General features: G+C 74.7%; 19 protein-coding genes and 2 pseudogenes. 13 read left to right on the plus strand and 8 right to left on the minus strand.

Annotated elements, in window-relative coordinates; genetic code table 11:
• The first annotated feature begins 15 nt into the window (after positions 1-15).
• Positions 16-1,215, plus strand: a complete 1,200-nt coding sequence (locus KGD84_RS19545; RefSeq protein WP_220561857.1) for an L-talarate/galactarate dehydratase — start codon at positions 16-18, stop codon at positions 1,213-1,215.
• A 144-nt stretch (positions 1,216-1,359) separates the two neighbouring features.
• Positions 1,360-2,358, plus strand: coding sequence for a DUF389 domain-containing protein (locus tag KGD84_RS19550; protein ID WP_220561858.1), 999 nt, complete (start codon positions 1,360-1,362; stop codon positions 2,356-2,358).
• A gap of 120 nt (positions 2,359-2,478) precedes the next feature.
• Here the strand turns inward: KGD84_RS19550 and KGD84_RS19555 are convergent, their stop codons facing one another.
• From KGD84_RS19555 to KGD84_RS19580, 6 genes are all read right to left on the minus strand, one after another.
• The gene (locus tag KGD84_RS19555) at positions 2,479-4,374 is read right to left on the minus strand and encodes an alkyl/aryl-sulfatase (RefSeq protein ID WP_220561859.1); all 1,896 of its coding nucleotides are present in this window, start codon (positions 4,372-4,374) and stop codon (positions 2,479-2,481) included.
• 172 nt (positions 4,375-4,546) lie between these two features.
• Entirely contained in the window at positions 4,547-5,953 is a 1,407-nt protein-coding gene (locus KGD84_RS19560) for a glycosyltransferase (RefSeq protein WP_255646670.1), read from the minus strand.
• Positions 5,950-6,108, minus strand: coding sequence for an LPXTG cell wall anchor domain-containing protein (locus KGD84_RS19565; protein ID WP_220561860.1), 159 nt, complete (start codon positions 6,106-6,108; stop codon positions 5,950-5,952). Before KGD84_RS19565 ends, KGD84_RS19560 begins: the two co-directional genes overlap by 4 nt.
• Positions 6,109-6,320: 212 nt before the next feature.
• Complete coding sequence (locus tag KGD84_RS19570) at positions 6,321-7,004, minus strand: GAP family protein (protein WP_220561861.1); 684 nt, start codon at positions 7,002-7,004, stop codon at positions 6,321-6,323.
• Between the two features lie 11 nt (positions 7,005-7,015).
• Positions 7,016-8,770 (minus strand): SulP family inorganic anion transporter, encoded by a 1,755-nt coding sequence (locus KGD84_RS19575; RefSeq protein WP_220561862.1) that lies wholly within the window; start codon positions 8,768-8,770, stop codon positions 7,016-7,018.
• Between the two features lie 230 nt (positions 8,771-9,000).
• A complete protein-coding gene (locus tag KGD84_RS19580; protein ID WP_220561863.1) occupies positions 9,001-9,879 on the minus strand; it encodes an alpha/beta fold hydrolase in 879 nt (292 codons plus the stop codon).
• Between the two features lie 104 nt (positions 9,880-9,983).
• Here KGD84_RS19580 and KGD84_RS19585 point away from each other — a divergent pair, with 104 nt between their 5' ends.
• A complete protein-coding gene (locus KGD84_RS19585) occupies positions 9,984-11,867 on the plus strand; it encodes an AfsR/SARP family transcriptional regulator (protein WP_255646671.1) in 1,884 nt (627 codons plus the stop codon).
• A gap of 14 nt (positions 11,868-11,881) precedes the next feature.
• Here the strand turns inward: KGD84_RS19585 and KGD84_RS19590 are convergent, their stop codons facing one another.
• Positions 11,882-12,817, minus strand: a complete 936-nt coding sequence (locus KGD84_RS19590; protein ID WP_255646672.1) for a VOC family protein — start codon at positions 12,815-12,817, stop codon at positions 11,882-11,884.
• Positions 12,818-12,885: 68 nt separating this feature from the next.
• A pseudogene (locus tag KGD84_RS19595) lies at positions 12,886-13,313 on the minus strand (GNAT family N-acetyltransferase).
• A 250-nt stretch (positions 13,314-13,563) separates the two neighbouring features.
• Between KGD84_RS19595 and KGD84_RS19600 the strand changes: the two are divergent.
• From KGD84_RS19600 to KGD84_RS19645, 10 genes and pseudogenes are all read left to right on the plus strand, one after another.
• Positions 13,564-14,523: a DUF5996 family protein gene (locus KGD84_RS19600; protein ID WP_220561864.1), complete on the plus strand. Its 960-nt coding sequence runs from the start codon at positions 13,564-13,566 to the stop codon at positions 14,521-14,523.
• 192 nt (positions 14,524-14,715) lie between these two features.
• Positions 14,716-15,180 carry a MarR family winged helix-turn-helix transcriptional regulator gene (locus tag KGD84_RS19605; RefSeq protein ID WP_220561865.1) on the plus strand — a complete coding sequence of 155 codons (465 nt, stop codon included), beginning with the start codon at positions 14,716-14,718 and terminating at the stop codon, positions 15,178-15,180.
• A gap of 243 nt (positions 15,181-15,423) precedes the next feature.
• The gene (locus tag KGD84_RS19610) at positions 15,424-16,476 is read left to right on the plus strand and encodes a pirin family protein (RefSeq protein WP_220561866.1); all 1,053 of its coding nucleotides are present in this window, start codon (positions 15,424-15,426) and stop codon (positions 16,474-16,476) included.
• Between the two features lie 157 nt (positions 16,477-16,633).
• Positions 16,634-17,032, plus strand: a complete 399-nt coding sequence (locus KGD84_RS19615) for a GNAT family N-acetyltransferase (protein ID WP_220561867.1) — start codon at positions 16,634-16,636, stop codon at positions 17,030-17,032.
• Positions 17,029-17,487, plus strand: coding sequence for a carboxymuconolactone decarboxylase family protein (locus KGD84_RS19620; protein ID WP_220561868.1), 459 nt, complete (start codon positions 17,029-17,031; stop codon positions 17,485-17,487). The genes KGD84_RS19615 and KGD84_RS19620 overlap by 4 nt, the downstream gene beginning before the upstream one ends.
• Before the next feature lie 228 nt (positions 17,488-17,715).
• The gene (locus KGD84_RS19625; RefSeq protein WP_220561869.1) at positions 17,716-18,252 is read left to right on the plus strand and encodes a PadR family transcriptional regulator; all 537 of its coding nucleotides are present in this window, start codon (positions 17,716-17,718) and stop codon (positions 18,250-18,252) included.
• Positions 18,249-18,989 (plus strand): ABC transporter ATP-binding protein, encoded by a 741-nt coding sequence (locus tag KGD84_RS19630; protein ID WP_220561870.1) that lies wholly within the window; start codon positions 18,249-18,251, stop codon positions 18,987-18,989. Before KGD84_RS19625 ends, KGD84_RS19630 begins: the two co-directional genes overlap by 4 nt.
• Positions 18,989-20,773, plus strand: coding sequence for an ABC transporter permease (locus tag KGD84_RS19635; RefSeq protein ID WP_220561871.1), 1,785 nt, complete (start codon positions 18,989-18,991; stop codon positions 20,771-20,773). Before KGD84_RS19630 ends, KGD84_RS19635 begins: the two co-directional genes overlap by 1 nt.
• A 113-nt stretch (positions 20,774-20,886) precedes the next feature.
• The gene (locus KGD84_RS19640) at positions 20,887-21,342 is read left to right on the plus strand and encodes a hypothetical protein (protein WP_220561872.1); all 456 of its coding nucleotides are present in this window, start codon (positions 20,887-20,889) and stop codon (positions 21,340-21,342) included.
• 115 nt (positions 21,343-21,457) lie between these two features.
• Positions 21,458-22,210, plus strand: a pseudogene (locus tag KGD84_RS19645) (serine/threonine-protein kinase); the annotation flags it as partial.
• Positions 22,211-22,220: the final 10 nt, after the last annotated feature.

Raw genomic sequence — 22,220 nt, forward strand, 5'->3', positions numbered from 1 at the left:
TCCCTTGGAGCCCTCATGAACACCCCCTCCCCGTCCGCCGGGACCCCGAGCGCCGCGCCGGAGCGCGGCGGCGCGGCCGACCGGATCGCCTCGGTCTCCCTCTCCCGGGTCGACCTCCCCCTGGCCGCCCCGATCAGCGACGCCAAGGTGCTGACCGGGCGCCAGCGGCCGCTCACCTCGGTGTCGATGCTGTTCGCCGAGATCCGCACCGAGGAGGGGCTGGAGGGGATCGGCTACACCTACTCCAAGCGGGCCGGCGGACCGGGCCAGTACGCCCACGCCCGCGAGGTGGCGCACGAGCTGGTCGGCGAGGACCCCAGCGACATCCAGCGCCTGTGGACCCGCCTGGTGTGGGCGGGGGCGTCGGTGGGCCGCAGCGGCCTGGCGGTCCAGGCGATCGCCGCCATGGACATCGCGCTGTGGGACCTCAAGGCCAAGCGGGCCGGCCTGCCCCTGGCCAAGCTGCTCGGCGCGCACCGGGACGCCGTGGACTGCTACAACACCTCCGGCGGGTTCCTGTCCTCGCCGCTGGAGGAGGTCGTGGAGAACACCCGGGCCGCCCGGGCGGCGGGCATCGGCGGGATCAAGATCAAGGTCGGGCACCCCGACAGGCGGGTCGACCTGGCCCGGGTGGCCGCGGTCCGCGAGGAGCTCGGCGACTTCCCGCTCATGGTGGACGCCAACCAGCAGTGGAACCGGAGCACGGCGGTGCGCATGGGGCGGCTGCTGGAGGAGTTCGACCTGGTCTGGATCGAGGAGCCGCTGGACGCCTACGACGCCGAGGGGCACGCGGCCCTGGCCCGCGAGCTGGCCACGCCGATCGCCACCGGCGAGATGCTGACCAGCGTGGCCGAGCACGAGGAGCTGCTGCGGGCCGGCGCGGTGGACTTCATGCAGCCGGACGCGCCGCGCGTCGGCGGGATCACCCCCTTCCTGGAGATCATGGCGCGCGGCCGGCGGGCCGGGGTGCGCATGGCCCCGCACTTCGCGATGGAGATCCACCTGCACCTGGCGGCGGCCTACGAGATCGACCCGTGGGTCGAGCACTTCGACTGGCTGGAGCCGCTCTTCGAGGAGCGGCTGGAGATCGCGGACGGGCGCATGCGCGTCCCGGACCGGCCGGGGCTGGGGTTCTCGCTCAGCGAGCGGGCGCGCGAATGGACCGCGCAGCAGGCGTTCGTGGACGCCGACGGGGTGAGGGACGTGCGGAGCTGACCCCCGCGTCGCCCGGGCGCGGCCCCGCCTCCGGCCCCGGCCGGGCGCGGGGCCGCTCCGTGTGCCCGGCCGCCGTCCGGGCCGCCGCGGGCGCCCCCGTCGCGCCTGCGCCGCTCCCAGGGCGCGCGTCGCGATACTCGACCCATGCTCAGCGGAATCCTCGAACGCGTCCTGCCCGCCTCGCAACTGCGCAGCCCGGACGACCTGCTGGACGACCTCGACCTGTCCACGGGGGACGGCCGCGCCAAGAGATCGGCGTTCTGGACGATGCTCACGCTGTCCGCGCTCATCGCCGCCGGGGGCGTCCTGACCGACTCCACGGCCACGGTGATCGGCGCGATGATCATCGCGCCGCTGTCCACCCCGATCATGGGGATCGCCCTGGGCATCGTCCGCCGGAGCCGGACCGACTCGGTCCGGACGGTCGTGCTGGGGTGCCTGCTCGTGATCGGTGTCGGCGTGGTGTTCTCCCTGGTCGTGCCCGGGGGCTACGACCTGCTCCAGAACGGCCAGGTCGCCGGGCGGACCTCCCCCGGGCTGCTGGACCTCGTCGCCGCCCTGGCCACCGGGGCGGCGGGGGCGGTGGGCCTGTGCCGCCGCGACGTGGCCGCGGTCCTGCCGGGGGTGGCGATCGCGATCTCCCTGGTCCCGCCCCTGGTCGTGGTGGGCGTGTGCCTGGGGCAGGGCGCGCTGTGGCTGTCGGCGGGGGCCGCGGTGCTGTTCCTGTCCAACCTGCTCGCCCTGGTCTTCGCGGGCATGGTGGTGTTCGCGGCCTCCGGGCACGGCGTCCCCGACGGGGACGGGGCCGCCCGGTCCGGGCGCAGGCCGCGGATCGTCCTGGGCGCGCTGTTCGCGGTCGTATTCGTCCTGCTGGCCGTCAACACCACCGCCACCGTCCTGATCGCGGTGTGGACGCACCGGGTCGAGGAGGCCGCCGACCGCTGGATCGCGCGGCAGCCGGACGCGTCGGTCACCCGCGTGTACACCGCCTCCCGGACGATGCACGTCGAGGTGCGCGCCCGGGAGGTGCCGCCGGTCGGCTCCCTGCTGGCCGACCTGCGCGGCCGGGTCCCCGACCGGCTCGTGATCGTGGTGGAGACCACGCGCGGCGAGTTCGTCGAGGCCGGCCCGGTCGGACGGTGACCGGGGCCGGCGCGACGCGGCGGCCGGGGGCGTACGAACGCCCCCGGCCGCCGGGCCGCTCCGTCGGCGGGGTGCGGGTCCCGGGCGCCCGCCGGGGGCGCCGGCCCGGCCCGCCTCCCCTCAGGGGGTGACGATCGGGAAGTCGGGGCGCGCCTCGTCCAGGACGGCCGTCAGCCGCCGGAGCACGCCGGCGTCCCCCTCGTGCTCGATCCCGTCCAGGTCGCCCGTGGACAGCAGCTCGAGCAGTTCCGGCTTGGACAGGGTCAGCGTCAGGTCGGCGCCGCCGCCCTTGGGGTCGGGGTAGTGGATGAGCACCCCGTTGGACAGCAGCGCCCGGTACCGCTCGCCGCTGTCGGTCATGTGCAGGTCCAGCGACAGCTTCTCCTTCCAGGCGCGCGGCCCGTCGACGCGGATGCCCACCGAGTCGAGGATCTGGGTGACGCTGAGCGCCGACGCCATGCTCTCGGCCAGGGCGATGGCCGTGGGCGGCACCCCCTCGCGCAGCTCCTGCGCGCCGACCAGGAAGAAGTTGCGCCAGGTGGCGCACTCGGCCCCGTGGCCGAGCCGGGTCAGCACCTCGGCCAGCAGGTCTTTCGCCCCGGCGTGGTCGGGGTCGGCGAAGACGGCGTGCGAGGCCAGCTCGGCGGCGAACCTGAGGTCGTCCTCCTCGGCGAAGGAGCGGGCCCGGTCCACGAGGGCGTCGACCCCGCCCATGGCCTTGGCGTAGCGCTCCCCCTGGGCCTGGGGCGGGTGCTGCCACAGGTGGGCGGGGTTGCCGTCGAACCAGCCCATGTAGCGCTGGTAGACGGCCTTGATGTTGTGCGAGACGGAGCCGTAGTAGCCGCGGATGCTCCACGCCCGCTCCAGACCGGGCGGGAGCGGCAGCTCCTCGGCGATCTCGATGCCCGTCGACCCCTTGTTCATCATCCGGAGCGTCTGGTCGTGCAGGTAGGCGTACATGTCGCGCTGCTCGGCGAGGAACCCGCGGATGTCCTCGGTGCCCCAGGTAGGCCAGTGGTGGGAGGCGAACACAACGTCGGAGTCGTCGGCGAACAGCTCGATGGTCTCGTTGAGGTAGCGCGACCACATGCGGGCGTCGCGGACCTGGGCGCCGCGCAGGGTGAGCAGGTTGTGCAGGGTGTGGCAGGCGTTCTCGGCGGTGCACAGGGCGCGGCGCTCGGGGAGGTGGAAGTTCATCTCCGCGGGGGCCTCGGTGCCCGGGGTCATCTGGAAGACGAACCGGACCCCGTCCAGGGTCTCCTCCTGGCCGGTGCGGGTGATCTCCAGGGTCGGCGGGATCAGCCCCACCTTCCCCTGGGAGGTGCCCGGGCCCAGGCCCACCCCCACGAACCCCTCGGGGCCGTGGTCGAGCGCGAAGGCGGTGAAGTACATGCCGCGCCGGATCATGGCGGTGCCGGCGTAGACGTTCTCCGAGACCGCGTGCTCCATGAAGTGCTCGGGGGCCACGATCGGCACCCTGCCGGAGGCGACGTCGGCCTCGTCCACGACCCCGGCCACGCCGCCGAAGTGGTCCAGGTGCGGGTGGGTGTAGACGACCGCGGTGACGGGGCGGTCGCCGCGGTGCTCGCGGTACAGGGCCAGACCGGCGGCGGCGACCTCCTCCGAGACCAGCGGGTCGATGACGACCACCCCGGTATCGCCCTCGATGAGGGTCATGTTGGACAGGTCCATGCCGCGGATCTGGTAGACGCCCTCGACGACCTCGAACAGGCCGTTGATCGCCGTCAGCCTGCCCTGCCGCCACAGGTGCGGGTGGACGGTCGGCGGCGCGGTCTCGGCGCCGTCGAGGAGGAAGGAGAAGTCGCGCACGTCCCAGACGGTCCTGCCGTCCTCACCGGTGATGTGCTGCGGGCCGGGGGCGATGAACCCGCGCTTGGCGTTGTCGAAGTCCGCGGTGTCGTCCGGGGAGGGCTCCGCGGAGGCGGTGTGGTCGTCCCCCGCCCTGGTCCGCGGAACGCCTGCGGTCCTGCTCCCGGTCTCGGTGGCACGCGCCATGGACCCCTCCTGAAGATGCGCTGTTCGGTCCGGGGCAACCCCCGAACCGTGAAAGTTCCGGGTCGGATCTACCCGTCCCGCGCCCGGATCAGGGCCAAGGGGCGGTCAACGTCTCTTTTGCCGGGGCGGCGCGGAGGGCGGCGCCCGGGTCCGGGGGCCGCCCTCCGGCGCCTCACCGCGCCGCGGCCTCCGACGGCAGGGAGACCTCGACCCTGTCCCGGGTCCCCCAGTCGGCGATGCGCCCGCAGGTGAGCATCGCGTACAGGTACAGGGGCCGCAGGAGGACGAGCCTCCACAGCGTGGCCACCGGTGCCAGCAGGAACAGCAGGAACCTCTGGAGCACCGTCTCGTCCGAGCGCACGATGGTGAAGATCCGCAGCGTCATCAGGTAGCCGACGGCCGTCCCGATCACCAGCGCGGCCACGGCGATGTCCCCCGCCTGCGCCCGCAGCCCCGGGTGGGCCAGGATCAGCAGGGGGATCGCGTACCCCAGGAACAGGTGGAGGTACTCCAGCACCGTCACCCAGAACACGACGCCCCGCACCGGCATGTAGCGCAGCCACCACAGGTGCCGGACGGTCGTGCCGCGCATCCAGCGCAGCTGCTGGCCGAAGTAGTGCCCGGCGCGCTCGGGCACCAGGGTGAAGACCAGCGACGAGGGCTGGTGGACCGTGTCGCCTTCGAGCAGCGCGTAGAAGGTGAGCATGGAGTCGTCGTTCATCTGCATCGGACGGCCCATGAAGGTCTCGTTCTCGTAGACCCCGGCCCGGTCGCGGACCAGATGGGCCCGGTAGAAGGCCAGCGTCCCCGAGTTGATCGTGACCCGGCGCAGGACCGACTGGGCGCTGCGCAGCCCCCGGGTGAACGGCAGGTACAGCAAACCGGTCATCCGGGTCAGCAGGTTGGTGCTCCGGTTGAGGACGATGACGTGCCCGGCGACCGACTGCACCTTCGGGTCGGCGAAGGGCACGAGCCCCTCCCGCACGGCGTGCCGGTCCATGACCGAGTCGCTGTCGAGCGTCACGAAGACGTCCGCGTCGTCCTGGGCGAGGACGTGCATCTGGGCGTAGCGCTTGCCCCGGTTCGGGGTGCGGTCCCAGGTCGCCTCCACCCCAGCCGCGGCCGCCCGCTCCAGGAACCGGTCCCGGATGTCGGCGTAGTCGACCGCCTCCCCGGTGTCGGGGTCGGCGGAGCCGTCGTCGACGACCCGGACCCGGTCCACCCGGCGGCTCTGCTCCAGCACCGAGCGCAGGCACATCTCCAGCACCCGGGGGTCCTCGTTGTAGACCGGGATCTGCACGGTGACGAACAGGCGGTCGAGTCCGGCCGCCTGCTCGCCGGTGGCCCGCATCGGGCGCTCGAACCAGGCCAGCGGGACCCACCACAGCAGGGCGAAGCACGCGAGCCACACCAGCCCCAGACTGGTCTCGGATCCCATTCCGTGGCGGACCATCACCACGAGGTGCACCGCACCCCAGGCGAAGAATCCGCTCAGGGCCAGCGCCGCGAGCGCGGCGACCATTCCGGGGCGCACGCAGCGCGCGGTCGGAAGCTCCTCGGGGCCGTGTTCCGTCGTCACTCGGTCGGACCCCGGTCCGGACGGAACGAGAACCTGATGAAGAGCGCTCCGACGAGCGTCAGCACCAGCCCGATGGCGATGAGCCACAGGTGTCCCGTGGCGAGGCCCGTCGCCGCCAGTGTGGCTCCCGACCCCGTTGCCGATCCGTAGGGCATGGCCCTCCCTTTCACGCTTTCCCGATGGAACGGCTCCCACTGTTCCATCCCCCTTTACGGGGTTTCGGTCCGGCGGTGAAAGTTTCACGCCAAGAGAACCCAAGGAAAACGCAAATTCGAAGGGACGAAAAGGACAGGGGGATCCTTCGAAGAAATGCCGGATATCCGCACATGAGGAAAAAGGGTCCGGCGGGGCGTCGAGGGCGGGGCGCTCAGGAGAGCAGCGCCTCCAGCCCCTTGGCGGCGAAGACGCCGCCGAAGACGAACAGCACGGTCATGGTGACGGTGTCGTTGTTGGCGATCAGCCAGGTGCGCGCCCTCTCCAGGGCCCGTGTGCCGTGTTCGCCGGACACCGCCACGGCGACCAGCGGCACGAGCAGGCCGAGGCTGCCCAGCACCGCGAAGACCAGGGCGGCCAGAGCGGTCCCGCCCGCCCCGAGCCCGAAGGAGGCCACGGCCGCGCCGCCGCCGAGGACCATCGCCAGGCTCTTGGGGTTGGCCCCGGCCAGCAGCGCCGCCAGCCCCACGACCCTGCCGGCGCCCATGGAGTCGATGGCGGTCAGCCAGGCGGGCGGCGCGGGGTCGGCCCCCTCGGGCCGCTTCATGTGGTCCCTCAGGTTCTTGACCGCGACCAGCAGCAACAGCAGGCCCAGCAGCAGCTGCACCCAGCCGACCCACGCCGGGGAGTCCCCGACAGCGGTGGTGTCCCCGGCCCCGGCGACGAGCGCCACCGCGGTGGAGACGACGAAGACGACGCCCGCCCAGGTGAGGACGAAGACCAGGGCCTTGCCCCGGCCGCCCGGTGCCATGAGCAGCAGGATCACGGCCACGATCGGCAGCGGGGCGGCGATCAGCCCCAGCGCGAACGGCAGGACCTGCGCGAGTGCGTTGAGCACGGTTCCTCCGGTCAGTCGTCGGATGCGGGAGCGCGTTCGGTTCCGGTCCCCGGGCCGCCGCGGATGCGGGCGCGGGCGGCCCGCACCGCCTCCTCCACCGACGGGTACAGCACCTCGGGGTGGTGCAGCAGGTCGCGGACCTGGCCCAGGTCGCGGGCGAGGAACAGGTCGGCCCCGTGTCCGGACAGCCCGTCGGCGAGCCGGTCGAGCATGCGCGCGGCGGTGGCGTCCACGAAGGGCACCGCGCGCATGTCCAAAACCACCGCCCGCACGTCCCGCGGGCGGGCCGCGTCCACGAGCCGGTCGTGCACGTACTCGGAGTTGGCGAAGTACAGGCCGCTCTCCACCCGCAGTACGGCCACCCGGTCCTCGGCGGCCGCGGCGGGGTCGCGCGCCCGGTCCACCCACCGGGGGGAGGCGCCCCCGGGCCCGGTGACCCTGCCCAGTTCGGCCAGGTGGGGGCGGGAGGAGCGGCGCAGCAGGAGCAGCAGCGAGATGCCCACGCCGACCAGCAGGCCCTGGAGGGTGCCCAGCAGCAGCACGCCGAGCAGGGCGGCGACGGCGCCCAGGAAGTCGGTCCGGGCGGCCAGGCCGTAGACGGCGGTCAGCGCCGGGGTGGCGAGCCGGTACAGCTCCCGCAGCGCGGCCGCGTCCACCAGTTCCAGGACGGCGGAGACCACCACGGCGGCCAGCACCGCCTCGGGCAGCTTCTCGAACAGGCCGGTGAGGAACAGCAGGGTGAGGACCGTGAGCAGTGCGGCGGTCAGCCCGGACACCTGGGAGCGGGCCCCGGCCGCGCCGTTGACGGCGGTCTTGGACAGGCTGCCGTTGACCACCATGCCCGAGCACAGCCCCGAGGCCAGGTTGGCGCCGCCCAGGCCGAGGAGTTCGCGGTCGGGGTCGATGCGGTCCCCCGACTTGGCGGCGTAGGTGCGGGCCGCCCCGAGCCCCTCGGCGAACCCCACCAGGGCGATGCCCGCCGCGCCCGCGACCAGGGCCCCGTACTGCGACAGCGCCAGGTCCGGCGGCCCCACCGGCGGGAGTCCGCCGGGCAGCGGGCCCACGATGTCCAGGCCCTGGCGGTCCAGGCCGAAGACCCAAGTGGCGCCCACGGCCAGGATCACCACCACCAGGGAGGCGGGGACCACCGGAAGGAAGCGCTTGAGCAGCAGCAGCGCGGCCAGGGCGGACAGGCCCACGGCCAGGGTGAGCGCGTCGGTGTCCCCCAGGCTCGAGAGGAATCCCCACAGCCTGCCGAAGAACTCGCCCTCGCCGCCCTCCGTCCCGGTGAGCTTGGGCAGCTGGCCGACGATGATGGTCAGCGCCAGGCCGATCACGAACCCCTTGAGGACGGGCTCGGAGATGAAGGAGGCCACGAACCCCAGCCGCAGCAGGCCCGCGACCAGCGCGATCACACCGGTGACCAGGGCCAGTGCCGCGGTGGTGGCCACCGCGTCCCCGCCGCCGCCCACGGCCGCGGCCACCACGGACGCGGACAGCAGGGCGGTGGAGGACATCGGCCCGACCACCAGCTGGCGGGAGGACCCCAGCAGGGCGTACAGGAGCAGGGCGACGGGGGCGGCGTACAGGCCGATGATCGGCGGGACCCCGGCGATGGTGGCGTAGGCGATGGACTCCGGGACCAGGACCGCCCACACGGTGAGCCCCGCGACCACGTCGCCGCGCAGCCATGCCCGCCGGTACCCCCGGAAGCCCGGCGGAACCCGGCGCCGGCGGCCCCCGGGAGCCGTCCCGGTGGAATCCATACCCTCACCCTTCGTCGTCCCGCCCGGGCCCGTGCCGCCCCGCCGCGCGCGGGCGGCGGGGCGGTCGTGCCGGGGCTCTGCCGTCGGCGGCGGGGGGCGGGCGCACGCGCCGCGACGGGCTCGGACCCCGACGCGGCGGCAGGGTCAGGTGTCCCCGAGGGCGGGGCGCGGGCACATCCCGATCCGGTACGGGATCGGCAAAGAACGCCCCGCCCCCGGGGAGCGTTCGCTCACCTGCGCAGCAGGGAGCGGATCGCCTCCGTGATCTCCTCCGGCGCCGACTCGGCCATGAAGTGCCCGGCGTCCAGGGTGCGGTGCTCCAGGTCGGTGGCCCACCGGCCCCACAGGCCCGCGGCGTCGTAGCCGAGCGCCGCGCCCCAGTCCTGCTGGATCACCGTGACCGGCATGTCCAGGGTCCGCCCGGCCGCGCGGTCGGCGCGGTCGTGTTCGAGGTCGATCCCGGCGGAGGCGCGGTAGTCGGCCACGATCGACGGGACGGCCTCGCGCGAGGCCCGCAGGTACTCGGCCCGGACGTCGGCGGGGATCGCCCGGTCGTCGGCCCCCCAGCCGTCGATGAAGCTCGCGAAGAAGTCGTCGGCGACCGCGGAGATCATGCGCTCCGGGAACCCGGGCGGCTGGGCCATCAGGTAGAGGTGGAAGGCCACGCGGGCGTCGGCGCCGTGCAGCACGTCCCACATGTCCAGGGTCGGCAGGACGTCCAGGGACAGCAGGTGCGTGACGGTGCCGGGGTGATCGAGCCCGGCGCGGAAGGCGACGAGCGCGCCCCGGTCGTGCCCGGCCAGGGCGAAGCGCTCGTGCCCGAGGGCCGCCGCCAGCGCGACGATGTCGGCGGCCATGGTGCGCTTGGCGTAGGTGTCGGAGCCGGCCTCGGCGGGCTTGCCGCTGGCCCCGTACCCGCGCAGGTCGGGGCAGATGACGGTGTGGTCGGCCGCCAGCGCGGGGGCGACGTGCCGCCACATCAGGTGGGTCTGCGGGAAGCCGTGCAGCAGGACGACGGCGGGGCCGGTGCCCAGGACGGCGGCGGTGATCGGGACGCCGGGGGCCACCTCGACGGTGACGGTCTCGGAGCCGGGGATGGTGCGGGACATGGATACCTCTCTCGGTGCGTGGAGCCTGACACCGACGAGCATCGCGGGCGCCGATCAGTGTCCGATCAGTACCGGTGCCGGGCACCGGTGCTAGCGTCACGACGGTGCACACCTGGGATCTGCGCGTCCTCGGCCCGGTGCGGGTCGTCGGCGCCGACGGGCGGCCGGTCGCGCTGGGCGGCCGGCGCCAGCGCGAACTGCTCTGCCTGCTGCTGACCGCCCGCGGGCGGGTGGTCGGCGTGGAGCGGCTGGTCGACGAGCTGTGGCCGGACGACCCGCCGCCGCGCGCCAAGGGCGCGGTGCGCACCTTCGTCTCCGACCTGCGGCGGGCGCTCGAGGCCGACCGGCGGCGGCCGCGGGTGCTGGTCACCGAGGGCGCGGGGTACGCGCTGCGGCCGCCGCCGGAGTGCGTCGACGTCCGCCGGGCGGAGCGGTGGGCGGAGCAGGCGGGCGGGGCGCCGCCCGAGGAGGCGGCCCGCCTTCTGGGCGACGCCCTGGCGCAGTGGCGCGGGGAGCCCTTCGAGGAGTTCGCCGACGCGGAATGGGCGCGGGCGGAGCGGGCCCGGCTGGCGGAGCTGCGCGTGCGCACGGTCGAACGGCTCGCCCGGGCGCGGCTGGACACCGGGCGGATCGACGAGGCGGTCGCCTCGCTGAGCGCCCTGGTGGGCTCCCACCCCTGGCGCGAGGAGGCCTGGCGGCTGCTGGCGCTGGGGCTGTACCGGGGCGGCCGGCGGCGCGACGCCCTGGCGGCGCTCGCCGGGGCCCGCGCCCGGCTGGTCGACGAACTCGGGCTGGACCCCGACCCCCGGCTGGCGGAGCTGGAGGTGCGCATCCTGCGCGGCGACCCGGCGCTGCGGTCGCCGGCGTCGGAGCGGGACGTGTGGTCGAACGCCGCGGCGGCGTACGCGTCCGTCCCGGCGCGCAGCCGGCTGGAGACGACGGCCGCGCTCATCTCCGACCTGGCGGTGTCGGGAGCGGTGGCGGCCGCGGCGGAGCAGCGGCTGGAGGCGATCACGGCGGCCGAGCGGTTCGGCGACCCGGAACTGACGGCGCGCGTCATCGGCCGGTTCGACGTCCCGGGGGTGTGGACGCGCTCGGACGACCCGGAGGGCGCGGCGGCGGTGGTCGCCGCGGCGGAGCGGACCCTGGACCGGCTCGGCGACGGCGGGAGCCGGGCGGCGCGGGCGCGGCTGCTGGCGACCGTCGCGATGGAGAGCCGCGGCACCGCGGACCGCGGGGCGCAGGCGCGCGAGGCGGAGCGGATCGCCCGGGAACTGGGGGACCCGCGGCTGCTGTGCACGGCGCTGGCGGGGCGGCTGATGCAGGAGTTCGGGCGCACGGGGCTGGCGGGGCGGCGCCGCGACCTGGCGGCGGAGGTCGTGGACGTGGCGGTGGACCACGACCTGGCGACGTTCGAGGTCCACGGGCGGATCAGCCGGATGCAGGCGCTCAGCGCGCTGGGGCTGTTCGCCGAGGCGGACGCGGACGCGGAGCGGGTGGACGCCCTGGCCGACCGGTTCGACCGGCCGCTCGCCGCGGTCTTCACGGCCCTCTACCGCCGTATGCGCGAGGACCGCCCACCCGCCGAGGCCGCCGCGGTCCTGGCCCGCTCCGGCATGGCCGGTCTGGCCGAGGGCACCGCGGCGCTCCTGGAGGCCGCGTCCCTCCCCGACGGTGGCGGAATCGACCCGGCCCCGGACCTGGACCCGGGCCCGTACGCGCCCTGGGTCCTGCCCTGGCTCGCCGCCCGCGCCGGCGACCGCGACCGCGCCCGGGCCCTCCTGGACGCCGTCCCCGCTCCCCCGCACGACCTCCTCCAGGAGGCGCTGTGGCTCCTCGTGCTCAAGGCCGCCCGCCTCGCCGGCCATCCGGCGGCCCTGCGCCGCGCAGCCGACGCCCTGCGCCCGGCCTCCGCCGAGCGCGCCGCCGGCAGCGCCCTCCTGGACCTCGGCCCCATCGCCCCCTGGCTCCCCGCCCCGCCCCTGTGACCCGCCCGGGGGCTCTAGTCCTGGTCCGGGCCGTTCTCGGTCGGGCCGGGCTCCGGGGACGGGGTCTCCGCCGTGTCGGGCGGGGGCGTGGCCACGCTGAGGTGGACGGCGTTGGCCCACGGGTCCTCGAAGGCGACCGTCCGGCCGTCGTCGCGGACCGGGACCCGGTAGTGCCGCATGCGCTCGGTGAGTTCGCCGACGTCGTCGGGCGACGGCACCTCGATGTCCACCCGCCCCAGGCCGAGGGTCTGCCGGCGACGCCCGGCCCCGCGGCTGTTCCACACGTTCATCGCCATGTGGTGGTGGTAGCCGCCGGCGCTGACGAACACGGCCTGGTCCCCCAGGGACAGCGTCACGTCGAAGCCCAGCTTGGTGGAGTAGAAGTCGCGCGCCGTCTCCACGTCGCCGACGGAGAGGTGGATGTGGCCGACCCGCGCGTCCCCGATCGGCTCCCCGGCGAGCCCGCGCTCGTCGAGGTGGTCGCGCAGGAAGGCGTTCGGGTCGAGGAAGAGGGTGTTCATCTCGACCCGGCCGTGGGTCCAGCTCCACTGCGTGCGGTCGCGGTCCCAGTACAGCTCGACGCCGTTGCCCTCGGGGTCGTCGAAGTAGAACGCCTTGCTGACCAGGTGGTCGCTGGAGCCGGTGAACGACCCCGGGCGCAGGCGCGCGACGGAGTAGACCGCCGAGGCCAGGGCCGCCTCCGTGTCGAAGAGGATGGCGGTGTGGAACAGCCCCGCGTCCCGCGGTGAGGCGTGGCGCAGGCCCGGGGTGTGCACGAGGACGACGGCGGGTCGGCCGGGGCGTCCGAGGGTCACCTGCGGCCCGGCCTGCTCCAGGACGGACAGGCCGACCCCGTCGCGGTAGTAGGCGGTCATCGCGTCCAGGTCCGCGACGTTGAGGGTGACGGCGCCCATCGAGGTGCCGGCTGCGAGACGTGTCGGTGTGCTCATGCCCCCGTCAACTCACTTGAACGCTCAACCATTCCCGTCGCGGCGGCACGGCGCGGCTCCTGGTCCGCTCAGTCCTCCACCCTGCTGCGGGACCGGTACAGCAGGTCCTGGTAGTCGGGGTGGCGGGCGATCCAGCCCGCGAAGAAGGGGCAGGTCGCCAGCACCCGCAGGTTCGCGGCCCGCGCCTCGTCGAGGGCTGCGCGGGCCAGCGCGGACCCGACCCCCTGCCCCCGTACTCCGGGCCAACCTCGGTGTGCACGAACGCGATGAGCTCCGGCGTACGGATGTACTCCGCGACGCCCGCGACCCCGGACTCCCCGTCGACACGGGCCTCGTAGCGCTTGGCCTCGGGCGCGTCCCTCACTTCGACCGCCATGCGGCCCCTCCCTCTGCTCGATCGACCGGCTCCCCGCGCCGCCCGATCCTGTCGGCACACCGATTCGCCGATGCGGCGAACCGGTGTCGGGCGCCCGCGGCACGGACGGCCCGGCTCCATCCAAGTGGATGACGTGTCCACTATTCAGGGTCGGTACTTGACGTGTCAACCGATCGGCCTCGGAAACCCCGGAACCCGACGTACAGGGGATTCCCGCTACCAAAAAGTTGATTCATCATCTACCATCCGGAGGGCGCGTCGATCACCGCCGTCGCACCCGCGCAGCAGGAGGGGCGGCGCGGCGCCCGCCCGCAGGACACGTACACGACCGCCCCGCCACCCCGGCGACACAGCGAAGGAAGTGACGACCATGACCGGCCCGTCGACGACGAACTGGCCCGGCCTGCGGGTCTCGGACTGGACGCCCACCCGCGACACCCTGCACATGTGGACCCAGATCGTGGGCAAGATCCGCATGGCCCACACACCGCTGGTCAACCACTGGTGGCAGGTGACCCTCTACGTCAGCCCGCGCGGGCTGACGACGTCGGCCGTCCCCCACCGCTCGGGGGCCTTCGAGATCGAGTTCGACTTCATCGGCCACCGGCTGGAGGTCCGCAGCAGCGACGGCGGCGCGCAGAGCCTTCCGCTGCGGCCGATGGCGGTCGCCGAGTTCTACGCCCGCGTCCTGGACATGCTCGACCGGCTCGGGATCGAGGCGCCGATCCGGCCGCGGCCCAACGAGGTCGACCCGGCCATCCCCTTCGCCGAGGACCACGAGCACGCCTCCTACGACGGCGAGGCGGCCGCTCTGTTCTGGCGCCAGCTGCTCCAGGCGAACCGGGTGATGGGCGAGTTCCGGTCGCACTTCGTCGGCAAGGTCAGCCCGGTGCACTTCTTCTGGGGGGCCATGGACCTCGCCTGCACCCGCTTCTCCGGACGGTCGGCGCCGCCGCACCCGGGCGGAGCCCCCAACTGCGGGGACTGGGTCATGGTCGAGGGGTACTCGCGGGAGCTGTCCAGCTGCGGGTTCTGGCCCGGCGGCGGCGAGGGGGGCGCCTTCTACTCCTACGCCTACCCCGCACCCGAGGGGTTCGCCGACCACCCGGTCGGCCCCGAGGGCGCGTACTACAGCACCGAGTACCAACAGTTCCTGTTCCCCTACGAGGCCGCCCGCTCCGCTCCCGACCCCGACCGCGCGGTCGCGGAGTTCCTGCGCACCACCTACGAGGCCGCCGCGGACCTCGGGCGCTGGGACCGCACCGCGCTGGAGGACGACCCCCTGCGGTGGCGGGAGGAGGCGGCGTCCCGGGTGAACGGCGAGGGCTGACCGGGGCCGCCCGCCGGCCTCGGCGCCGGCGCCGGGTCCCGCCGCCGGTCGGCGGGGCCGCCGCGGCCCGCCGACCCGCGCACCGGAGCGGGGCCCGGCGGGCGGGTCGGCGGGCGCCTCCCCACCGGGGGCGCACCGGCGCCGATCGGGTTCAAGTGGATGAGGTGTCAACCACTTCGTTACACTGCGCCCATGAACGCGACGCCGCGCTGGCTGGCCCCGGACGAGAAGGCGGCCTGGGACGGCTTCATCCGGATGCAGGAGACGCTGCTGGGGCGCCTGGGCAGGCTCCTCCAGGCCGACTCGGGGATGTCCGCCTCCGACTACATCGTGCTCGCCAACCTCACGGAAGCGGGCGGGCGGATGCGCTTCCTGGAACTGGCCAGGCTGGTGCACTGGGAGAAGAGCCGCATGTCCCACCAGGTCTCCCGGATGGCGAAGCGCGGGCTGGTGGCCAAGGAGGACTGCCCCGACGACGCCCGCGGCGCGTTCGTCGTCGTCACCCCGGAGGGGTACGAGGCGATCGAGGACGCCGCGCCGCAGCACGTCGAGCACGTTCGCCGCCTGTTCATCGACGCCCTGACGCCGCACCAGCTCAGCACCTTCGCCCGGCTCACCAGGCGCGTCTCGGACCACATGGCCGAGCAGCCGGACTGACCGAACACCACGGCGGGGATCCCGCCTGGAGGGGACGGGGAGGGTGTACGCCCGGCACGGGCCGTCCCGGACTCCGCGCGGCACCGTCAGGGGACCCGGGGCCGTCGACGCGGGACGTCCGGCCCGTCCCCTACTCCACCGCGGTGCGCCGAAGGGGGACCGCACACCGCCCGGGGCGGAGGGAGCACGGCACCGTGTCCGTGCCCACCGAGTCCGTGCCCGCCGACCAGAAGGAAGAGCGCGATGACCAACCAAGAGACCCGGCCGGACACGCACGTGTGCGCCGACGGCGGGCTGCCCGGCCCGCTGGCCGCACGCGAGGACGGGGTGCCGGTCGAGATCATCACCGCCCGCGACGTGCCCCTGGGCGGGCCGCGCGCGATGAACGTGCGCCGCACCCTGCCGCAGCGCCAGCGCTCGCTGATCGGGGCGTGGTGCTTCATCGACCACTACGGCCCCGACGACGTGGCGGCCACCGGCGGCATGGACGTGGCACCACACCCGCACACGGGGCTGCAGACGGTCAGCTGGCTGTTCGAGGGGGCCATCGCCCACATCGACTCCGGCGGCCACAGCGCGGACGTCCTCCCCGGGGAGGTCAACCTGATGACGGCGGGGGCGGGCATCTGCCACTCCGAGACCTCCACCGCGGACTCCGGCCGGCTCCACGGGGTCCAGCTCTGGGTCGCCCTGCCGGAGGAGGCCAGGCACAGCCCGGAGCGCGGGTTCGAGCACTTCGTCCCCGAACCCGTCGGGTTCCCCGGGGGCTCCGCGCTGGTCTTCCTCGGCTCGCTGCTGGGCTCGCGGTCGCCGGTGGCCACGTACACGCCGCTGGTGGGCGCCGAATTGCGCCTCGACCCCGGCGCTGAGCTCACCCTCTCCGTCGACCCCGGGTTCGAGCACGGGCTCCTGGTGGACACGGGCGGGAGCGTCACCCTCGAAGGGGTGCACGTCCCCAAGGACGCCCTGGGCTACACCGGCATCGGCGCCCGGACACTGCGCGTCGCCAACGGGGGCTCCGAGCCGGCCCGGCTCGTGCTCCTGGGCGGCGCCCCCTTCGGCGAGGAGGTCGTCATGTGGTGGAACTTCCTGGGCCGGACGACGGAGGAGATCAGCCGGTACCGCGAGGAGTGGGAGGCCCAGGGCGAGCGCTTCGGCCGCGTCGAGGGGTACGTGGGTCACGGCGGCCCGGGCAGGAACCGCGAGGGGATGTCCAGGATCCCCGCCCCGGAGCTGCCCCCGGTCCGGATGCGGCCGCGCAAGAACCCGCCGCCCCACGCGCAGCTCAACGGCTGACCGGCGCCGCCTGTCCCGCCGACCGTACCGGTCCCGCCGGCCCGGCCGCCACCCGCCCCGCACGGGCGCACGAACCAACGCGACCACCGCACCCACCACTCCCGCCGTCCCCACCACCGACCCGGCCGGGCACCGTCCCCGCAGAGAGGCAGCCGAGATGACCGAACAGCACACCGACAGGACGGGCGCCCCCGTGTCCATAGCCCTGGACCGGACGCGCGCCGTCAGCGCCTACACCGTGAGCACGCAGGACGGCGCCCTCGCCGGGCGCGCGGACTTCGTCGACCCGCCCGGTGCCCCCGGCGAGCGCGTCTTCTTCCACACCGAGGTCGCCCCGGAGTTCGGCGGCCGCGGCCTGGCCGGGCTGCTCGTCCGCGAGGCCCTGGCCGACGCGGTCCGCGGGAACCTCACCGTCGTGCCCGTGTGCCCGCTCTTCGCCGCGCACCTGAAGAAGCACGGCGAGGAGTACACGGCCGGGGGCGGGCGGTTCCGCCGGCCCAGACCGGCCGACCTGGCCCTGGTCGAGGAGACCGTCAGGGGCGGGGGCGACGCGTGAGCGCGGAACGCCCCTACATCGACAAGGAGCACCCCGAGGTCTACCGGGCGATGGTCAAGGCGGCCGCCGCCTCCCGGACCGCGGCGAACGAGGCCGGGCTGGGCGACGACCTCATCGAGATGATCAACATCCGGGTGTCCCAGATCAACGGGTGCCCGACCTGTCTGAGCATCCACGCCGCGAAGGCGCGCAAGGCCGGTGTCGAGCAGAGCACGCTGGACGTGCTGCCGGCCTGGCGCGAAACCACCCTGTTCACCGACGCGCAGAGGGCCGCGTTCGAGCTGGCGGAGTCCCTGACGGTGCTCGACCCGACCGTCGACCGGCAGGCCGTCAACGCCCGCGCGGCCGCCCACCTGAGCACCGCCCAGATCTCCGCGGTGGAGTGGACGGCCACGCTCATCAACGCGTTCAACCGCATCTCGATCGCCAGCGGCCACCCGGTGGTCCGGCGGTAGAACGACCGCGCCGCCCGGGGGCTCCCCCGGCGCGGCGGCGGGCCCGGCGCCCGCGCCCCTTGCCGACAGGCTCCGGGCGCGGGCGCCGTCGTGTGCCGGGCCGGGGAGCGGGCCGCCCGGCCCCGGCCTCCGGCCCTCCCCTCCCCCGCAGGCGGACCCGTGCGACCGGGACGTTTTGACACCCGGATCGGATAACCGCTATCTATTGGCTAACCGTTAGGGGGCAGAGTGCAGGACGCAGTGCTGGCGATGCTCGCCAAGGAGCCGTCGCACGGGTACCGACTGCGCGCCCGGCTCCAGCAGAGCCTGGGGCCGCTGGGCGCGTCGATGAACCCCGGCCAGATCTACGTGACCCTGGGCCGACTGGAGAAGGCCGGGCTCGTGGTCTGCGAGCAGGCGGACGACGGCCTCCCCGAGCGGTCGGACCGCAAGGTCTACGCCCTCACGCCGGCCGGGCAGCAGCGCGTGGCCGCCTGGCTGGCCGAGGTGAACTGGCCCAAGCCCGACCTCGCGGAGTTCCACCTGAAGCTCGTCGCGGCCGCCGCGGCCCGGCTGGCCGACCCGGTCGAACTCGTGGCGGCGCAGCGCCGCGAACTGCTGCGCCGCCTGCACGAGGTGCAGCAGGCGGCACTGGCCGAGCCCGCGGGCTCCCCCGGCGTCCTGCTGCTGGAGGGGGTCGTCCTGCGGTTGCAGGCGGACCTGCGCTGGTTGGCCGCCTGCGAGCGGGCCTGGTCGAAAGCCGACGACGAATCCGAGGACAGATGAACGTGTCGAGTGCCGTGATCCGGGCCCGGGGCCTGGTGAAGCGCCACGGTCAGGGACAGGGCGGGTTCCGTGCCGTCGACGGGGTCGACCTGGACGTGCCCGAGGGCCAGATGCTGGCCGTCACCGGGCCCAGCGGCTGCGGGAAGTCCACACTGCTCCACCTGCTGGGCGGACTGGAGCGGCCCACGGACGGGGAGGTGTGGTTCGCCGGACGGCGCATCGACACCCTGAACGAGCGGGCCCTGGCCCGGCTGCGGTGCCGGTCCGCGGGCTTCGTCTTCCAGGCCTTCCACCTGGTGGAGGAGCTGTCGGCGGCGGAGAACGTGGAGCTGCCCGCCCTGCTGGCGGGGCGCTCCCGGCGCGAGGCCCGGCGCCGCGCGGGCCGCCTGCTGGAGCGGGTCGGGCTCGCGGACCGGGCGGGGCACCTGCCCGCGCAGCTGTCCGGCGGGCAGCGCCAGCGGGTCGCCATCGCCCGTGCGCTGGTCAACGAGCCCCTGGCCGTCCTGGCCGACGAGCCGACCGGCAACCTCGACAGCGCTGCGACGCTGGAGGTGCTGCGGATCTTCCAGGAGCTGCGCGCCGCGGGGCAGACCCTGGTGATCGTCACGCACGACGAGCGGGTCGCGGCCGTCGCCGACCGGGTGGTCTCGATGCGCGACGGCATGTTCGTCGACGACACCCGGCTGGCGGGCACGGGCACCGGGTGGCTCGGCGGCCTGGTCGGACTGGAGGACTGATGGGGCGCGTCGTGCTCGTCGCCCGGCTCGCCTGGGCCGGGATCCGCCGGCATCGAACCCAGGCGGTGATCCTGGTGCTCGCGATGACCGTGGCCACGGCCGCCGCGGCGACGGGGCTGTCCCTGCGCGGGGAGACCGAGTCCCTGTACATGCAGACCCGGGAGGCCACGGCCGGACCGGACGTGGTGGTGCTCGCGGCCGAAACGGACCTCGCCCCGGCCCCGGACCTGGCCCCGCTGGCGCGGGAGCCCGAGGTCGTCGCCCACAACGGGCCCTTCCCCGTCGTCTACGCCACCCTCACGGCGCGCGGGTACGACTCGCGGGTGGTGGTGCACGGGGCCGACGAGAACCCGGGCGAGGTCGGCCGTCCGCTGCTGACGTCGGGCGACTGGGTGAGCCCCGGAGGGGTGGTGCTGGAGCGGGGCTTCGCCACCGCCCTGGGCGCGGGCGTCGGCGACCGCGTGACCATCGCCGACCGCTCGTACCCGGTCGTGGGGACCGCCGTGACCGCGGCGACCGGTGTCTACCCCTGGGCGGCACAGGTCGGCCCCGGCGGCGGACCCACGGACTACAGCGGCCTGGCCTGGCTGACCGAGGCCGACGCCCGGGAGCTGGCCGCCCGGGACCTCCCCGTGGCCACGGCCCTGCACCTGCGGTTGCGCGACCCGGACCTGGCCGAGGAGTTCATCGAGGCCAACGCCTCCCCCGTCCCCGGGGTGGCGTACCGCAGCTGGCGGTCCATGGCCGAACAGGACGCCGTCCTGCTCCGCAACGTCCGGCCGATCCTGACCGTCGGCGGCTGGCTGCTGGGCTTCCTGGCCGTCACCGGGGTGGCGGTGCTGGCCGCAGGGCGCATCGTCGAGCAGACGCGCCGGGCGGGGGTGCTCAAGGCCGTCGGCGCCACGCCCGGCCTGGTCGCCGCCGTGCTGTTCACCGAGTTCCTGGCCCTGGCGCTGCTGGCGAACGCGCTGGGGCTGGTGATCGCCCGCCTGGCCCTCCCAGCGGTCGCCGCACCCACCGCCAGCCGGATCGGGGAGGCCGCCGGGCCCGGTTTCACGGCCGTGGCCGTGACGGTCGTGCTCTCCGTGGCCGTGGCGGCGCTGGCCACCGTGCGTCCCGCGCTGCGGACCCTGCGCGCCTCGACCGCCGCCGTCCTGGCGGACACCGCGCGGCGGCCGCAGGACCGCTCCCGGCTGACGGCGCTGTCCGCGCTGCTGCCCGCGCCGCTCATGCTGGGGCTGCGGATCACCGCCCGCCGGCCGGGCCGGGCCGTGCTGCAGGCGTGCTCCACGGCCGCCACGGTCATCGCCCTCACCGCCTCGCTGACCCTCTCCGTCCAGACCGTGCGGAGCTACGGCGTGTACGGCTCCTCGGACCTGGCCAACCTCCGGGACGTCCACGACCACCGCCTGCTGACGGTGGTCACCGTCCTGCTCGTCGTGCTCGCCGTCGTGAACACCGTCGCGTCCACGTGGACCACGGCCCTGGAGGCCCGGGTGAGCATGGCCGTCGCGCGGGCGCTGGGCGCCACCCCCGGGCAGATCACCGCGGGCCTGGCGATCGCCCAGCTCCTGCCCGGCCTGCCCGGCGCCGCCGTCGGCCTCTTCATCGGCGACGGCGTGCTCTCGCTCTTCGCCGCCCGGAACGCGGTCGAGGCCCCCACGCCCTGGCTGTTCGGCGCGGCGCTGGCGACCCTCGCGGCGACGGTGGCGCTCACGGCCCTGCCCGCGCGCCTGGCGGCCCGCCGGCCCGTGGCCCGGGTCCTCAGCGGCGAGACCCCCTGACCGCCCGGCCCGCGCCCCTCGGCGGGGCGGTCCCGGCCGGGAACGGGCGGCGGGCCGCGGTGTGTACGCTTCCCCCGGTGCCCCGCACGCCCCGCCCCCCCCCGGAGGACGCCTTGCGGAGATTCGCTCCGTGGATCGCGCTCGTGCTCGTGATCCTCTTCGTCACCCTCGTCCTGGGTGTCAGGTCCGTGCTCGTACCGGCGAACCGGCCCTTCGAGTACGGCGACGGGATCCGGATCCAGCTGCTGGGCATCTCCCACGAGGACGTCGGCGGGGAGGAGCGGGTCACCTGGGGAGTGGAGGTCATCAACGGGACGGGGAGGCCGCTGGACCTGAGCGTCTCCTCGACCTGCCGCCACGCCGCGTCGCCCTGGGAGGAGTCCGGCCCCTCCGCCCTGGCGGAGCGGAGCGGTGAGGAGGTCGGGCTCCCCGCGCTCCTCGCGACGAGCGTCGCGGACTCCTGCCCGTCACCGGAGTCGGGCCGGTGGTGGGTGTACACGCTCACCCTGGAGGACCGCACGGGCGGGACCGGCTCCCGTTCCGTCGTCTTCGCCGGCCGGGCCCACTGAGCGCCCGCTGGCTGGGCGGTCCCGGCGGGCCGGGTGCGGGTGTTCCGGCCTCGGCCCCTTACCCGCGCGGGGTCCCGCACGCCACAATCATCCCCATGACCGAGGCGAGGTGGGCATGCGGCAGGGGGTAGAGCTCAACGGCAGGTACCGGCTGGACTCCCGGCTCGGGCACGGGGGCATGGGGCAGGTGTGGAGGGCCCTGGACCTCGCCCTGGGACGGTTCGTCGCGGTCAAGCTCGTCCTCGACCACGCCCCCGAGGAGCTGGAGCACCGCCTGCGGCGGGAGGGCCGGGCGGCGGCCCGCCTGGACCACCCGTCGATCGCCAAAGTGTTCGACATCGGTGGACACGGCGGGCGCGTGTACCTGGTGCTCGAACTCCTCGAGGGCGAAGACCTCGGCCGGACGCTCGTCGGCCGCACCCGGGGCCTGGACCTCGGTTCCGTCTTGGACATCGGCGCCCAGGTCGCCGAAGGGCTGGCCGCCGCGCACGGGGCCGGCGTCGTCCACCGCGACATCAAGCCCGCTAACCTCTTCAGGGCGCCGGACGGCCGGGTGAAGATCTGCGACTTCGGCATCGCGTGGCTGGACGACGGTACCCACGGCCTCACCCGGGGGGCACTCGGCAGCCTGCCCTACATGGCGCCCGAGCGCTTCGACTCACGGCCGGTCGACGCCCGGACCGACCTCTACGCCCTCGGCTGCACCCTGTACGAGCTGCTGACGCTGGAGCCGCCCTTCACGGGCGACATGCCCGCCGTCATCCACGGGCACGTGAACAGGCCGCCCCGCCCGGCCTCGGCCCGGAGGTGGGACGTCCCGGAACCGCTCGACCGCCTCCTGCGCGAGCTCCTCGCCAAGGACCCCGGCGAACGCCCGC

The organism is Nocardiopsis changdeensis (genome assembly GCF_018316655.1).
Taxonomy (GTDB): Bacteria; Actinomycetota; Actinomycetes; order Streptosporangiales; family Streptosporangiaceae; genus Nocardiopsis; species Nocardiopsis changdeensis.